Here is a 3,230-nt window from a genome sequence, read left to right as displayed (position 1 = left end):
CCCGCTCCACAGGCAGGGAGCGCAACCCGCGTGAGCACACGTCCCGGCGCACGCCCTCACAGTGATCGGCTGCACCAACCAGCGGGACACCATCGACTACCGCCGGGGCGTCCAACTTGTCCTTCGGTACTGCCGCTGTTGCCATCGTCCCTCCCCACAGGCTCACCCGGCTCACGTCTGCGTCCTTTCGGACCCGGGCAACAGGGCCCGGTATCCGGCGAGTTGGCCAGGACCGCAGCGGAGAGGCCGCCGCACGTGCTGTCCCGGTTTCCCCTGGCCTTTCGGCCCACCGGCATTCGCTTCTTGAGCCGTCCTGTCCCGCCGGAGACGTCAGCCTTCCTCACGGTCGGCCCACCGCCGCCCACCAAGGGCAGCGGCCTCCGTCGGGGTTTCCACGTTCCGCGCATGCGAGATGCGGCCGGGGTGGGCGCCCTCTATGCCCCGGGGCGGCGGTGTCCACCCGGGCGGCGTGAAACATCCGCCCGGCGCCTGCCGCCTCACAGCGGCCCGCCCTCACCCCGCTGCTGCATCCCACCGGCGGGGGCTTCTCTCACGAGGCGTCATCGAGGGTTCACTGGTGTTCGCCCGTCCGGCCTTCCCCTTGCCTGTCACCTCCGGGTGGAACGGAGGTCCTTGGGCTTCTTCCTGGAGCTTCGCACCCCGCCGTTACCAGCGACGCACGTCCAGGCGGGGACGGGTCATCGGACACGAACCCGGGACTACCCTGTCATCGGCGTCACCGCCGACCCCCTCTCCGAGAGCGTCCACTCAGCACACGCGACCTCGTGTCGCACCTTCACCTGGAAAGTGCCTCCGACGATGGCGGGAACAGGGACCTCAATAATCCTCATTCTCGCTGGTCAGAGGCACTTTCTGCTTTCTTGATCACCAGCCGGACAGCTCGCCTCGTGAAAGCGCGCGGCTACCTGGCGACGTTTGAGCAGGCGTCCGCCCCAACGGGACCCACCTTTCTCGCTGCTGATCGTCTTGTCAGCTCATGGGGGGTGGAAGCAGGCCGCGGAGAACGAGGCTGGAGAGCGCTTCGGCTGTGCTGTTTCTGTTCTGTGCTGCCATCGGGGAGGCGGTTGGGTTGAGCCGGTCGGCGATGGGCGTTTGGGCCAGTGCCAGGGCGGGGCCGACGACGGCGAAGTACAGGGTGTGCGTCGGCGTGGGCGGGATGCGTCCGGCTGCGACGAGTCGGTCGATGGTGGGTTCGATGCTGTCCCAGAACGGTTTGATGAACCGTTGGTGGAGGTAGTCCAGGCGGTTGGAGTCGCGGGCCGACTCATCCGCTATGAGCCGGTTTATCTGCGGGGCGTTGGCGGCCAGTCGGTAGAGCTGGACGACGACGCTTGTGAGGCGTTCCTCGTCGTCGTGGTGCTCCGCCATGAGCTGGTTGAGTTCGGGTTGGGCGTCCAGCAGTGCGAAGTCCACCGCGGCGCGCCAGAAACTCGCCTTTGATCCGTAGCGGTCGTTGATGAAGTTGTGGCTGACGCCGAGCCGCCGGGCTAGTTCCCGCATGGTGGTTGCGGCGTAGCCGAGTTCGGCAAAGGTGTCGAGGCCGCGTCTGAGGATGTCGCTGTCGCAGAGTTGGACGGGGGCGTACTTTCCGCGGGCAGGAGTCCCGGTTGCCTGCGTTGCGTCGCTGTGTTCGGCATCGGTGGGCCTGGTCCTGGTCATGCGTACGCTCCATCGGCTGGGTTCGCCGTCTTTTCTGTGCGGGCGCATCGCGCGGTGGGCCGGTCCTCGCCTCGGGCCTTCCCTCGTCGGCCGCACGGCCGTGCCGGCCGGCGTCCTTTCGTGGCCCGCAGGCGGTGCTGCGTCCCTGCGGTGCGGGAACCAAGTCTTGCATGCCGGTCGAGCATTCTGGATGATCCAGGTCACACCGCTTGACGGTTGTCAGACGAGGGTCTTAATAATTGACACGTCAAGTACTTGGGTGCCGTGAGACACCCGATTCGTCAAGGAGTTCCCGTGATCGCCAAGAAGACCCCCGAGGCCGCATCCGCCCTCGTCCCCGCCTCCAGGCGACGCCGGAAGGTGGTCGGCGCGGTGACCGGACTTGCCGTCGCCGCGGCCCTGACCGCCATGGCTGTCCCGGCCGTGGCACAGAGCCAGGCAAAGCCCGCCACCGCGGCCGCCGCCTCCTCCCACTCCCATTACCCGTCGCCGCTGCAGGCCGCCTGGGCCTACTACAACAGCTACAACGGGGACCTGACCGCCGGCTTCAACACCTTCATCTCGAAGAACCTGCTGCTCCACGGGTTCAACGGTCCCGAGACCCGCGCGAGCTGGATCGCGGGCGACCTCAACATCAAGGCGGGGCTGACCGGCTTCAAGATGACCGTGCTCGACCAGATCGTGGAGGGCGACAAGGTCGTCACACGCTGGGAGATGGAGGGTACGGCCGACAAGACGATCTTCGGGATCCCGCCGTCCCACCACTTCATCCAGCTCACCGGCATCTCCATCGACCGCGTGATCAACGGCCAGTCCGTCGAGCACTGGTCGGAAGGGAACTTCGGCGCGTTCCTCGACGCGCTCCGCGGTCAGAGCCAGGTCACTGCCACAGCGAGCAAGTAGCGAGCAGGCCCTTGAGCGGACGGCCGGTCATAACCGTTTCGCCTTGAAGCGGATGACGGCGCCGGTCGCCGACCGGGAGGTTTACCTCCTGCCAGGTCACCTCCCGCCATGCGGTGATTGCGTCCTCGTCGCGTTCAACTGCGGGCCGGGCGGGCATCTGCACGCTGTAGCCCGTGCGGTGCAGCAGCCGCGTGACGCCGGAGACGCTGTACGAGAAGTGGAACTTCCGGCCGATCAGCGGCGCACAGGAGCAAGCCGGAAACGTCGATGCCGTCCCTGCACCTGCGCCAGGCCAGCCACGTGCACGTCAAACCGTTGCTGTTCCAGCAGGTTCTGGCCGAGACAGAGTGGCGAAGAAGCTGGCGGACGAGGACCGGCGCGGTCTGACCGCCCTGTTCGGGTCCAACGTCAACCCGTACGGCACCTTCCGCCTCGAGATGGACAAGGTAACGGGGGGGTGCCCCTATCTGTTTCGTCAACCCTGGCGGGGCTGGTTCATAGGGGTTCGTGCTGGTTTCCGGGAACGTCACGCGAAGCGTGACGTTCCCGGAAGATCGGGTGTCGTGTGGGCAGGCTGGTGGCCGGCTTGGCGGGGTGGCCGTGCCGGTGCGCGGGCGTGACGGGGCAGGTGGGGTGTTCAGGCGGCG

General features: G+C 67.1%; 3 protein-coding genes. 1 reads left to right on the top strand and 2 read right to left on the bottom strand.

The window, feature by feature from the left end:
- Positions 1–990 precede the first annotated feature (990 nt).
- Positions 991–1,680, bottom strand: a complete 690-nt coding sequence (locus ACFYX0_RS47220; RefSeq protein WP_388981884.1) for a TetR/AcrR family transcriptional regulator — start codon at positions 1,678–1,680, stop codon at positions 991–993.
- Between the two features lie 294 nt (positions 1,681–1,974).
- Between ACFYX0_RS47220 and ACFYX0_RS47215 the strand changes: the two genes are divergently transcribed.
- Positions 1,975–2,583 carry an ester cyclase gene (locus ACFYX0_RS47215; RefSeq protein ID WP_388981881.1) on the top strand — a complete coding sequence of 203 codons (609 nt, stop codon included), beginning with the start codon at positions 1,975–1,977 and terminating at the stop codon, positions 2,581–2,583.
- Here ACFYX0_RS47215 and ACFYX0_RS47210 read toward each other — a convergent pair.
- The gene (locus tag ACFYX0_RS47210) at positions 2,561–2,767 is read right to left on the bottom strand and encodes a winged helix-turn-helix domain-containing protein (protein ID WP_388981886.1); all 207 of its coding nucleotides are present in this window, start codon (positions 2,765–2,767) and stop codon (positions 2,561–2,563) included. The two genes, ACFYX0_RS47215 and ACFYX0_RS47210, sit on opposite strands and share 23 nt — an antisense overlap.
- Positions 2,768–3,230 lie beyond the last annotated feature (463 nt).

The organism is Streptomyces sp. NPDC002573 (assembly GCF_042889625.1).
In the GTDB taxonomy this organism is placed as follows: Bacteria; Actinomycetota; Actinomycetes; order Streptomycetales; family Streptomycetaceae; genus Streptomyces; species Streptomyces gibsoniae.
The sequence above is the reverse complement of the archived record's forward strand: the minus strand, read 5'-3'. Positions and strand labels throughout refer to the sequence as shown.